A 271-nucleotide genomic window follows, 5' to 3' on the forward strand; every position below is an offset into this window, starting at 1 on the left:
GCCTGGCACAGCGCGGCGGCGCTGTGGGTCGAGGCCTCGAAAAGCATCGCGGTCTTGCCGCGGATCACTTCCATGTAGGTCTCTTCGGTAGTGCTGGCGTCGCGTACCTTGGACAATTGCAGCACTTCGCCCTCGGCGATCACCCGGGTGGCCTGGGATATGATGCGCATGACCGGCATGGAACCCAGCTCGACCATCATTTCGAAGGAGCGGGCATAAAGGAAGTCGCCTACCAGCACGCTCGGCGCGTTGCCCCACAGGGCATTGGCGG

1 protein-coding gene is annotated in these 271 nt (G+C 63.5%); it reads right to left on the reverse strand.

Translation table 11 applies throughout. The features are described 5' to 3' along the window. Nucleotides 1-271, reverse strand: a 271-nt coding sequence (locus ACLJNW_RS25240; protein ID WP_410961366.1) for a polyprenyl synthetase family protein, incomplete at both ends; no start/stop codon positions are given.

It is taken from the genome of Salmonella sp. SAL4457 (assembly GCF_046548235.1).
In the GTDB taxonomy this organism is placed as follows: Bacteria; Pseudomonadota; Gammaproteobacteria; order Enterobacterales; family Enterobacteriaceae; genus Salmonella; species Salmonella enterica.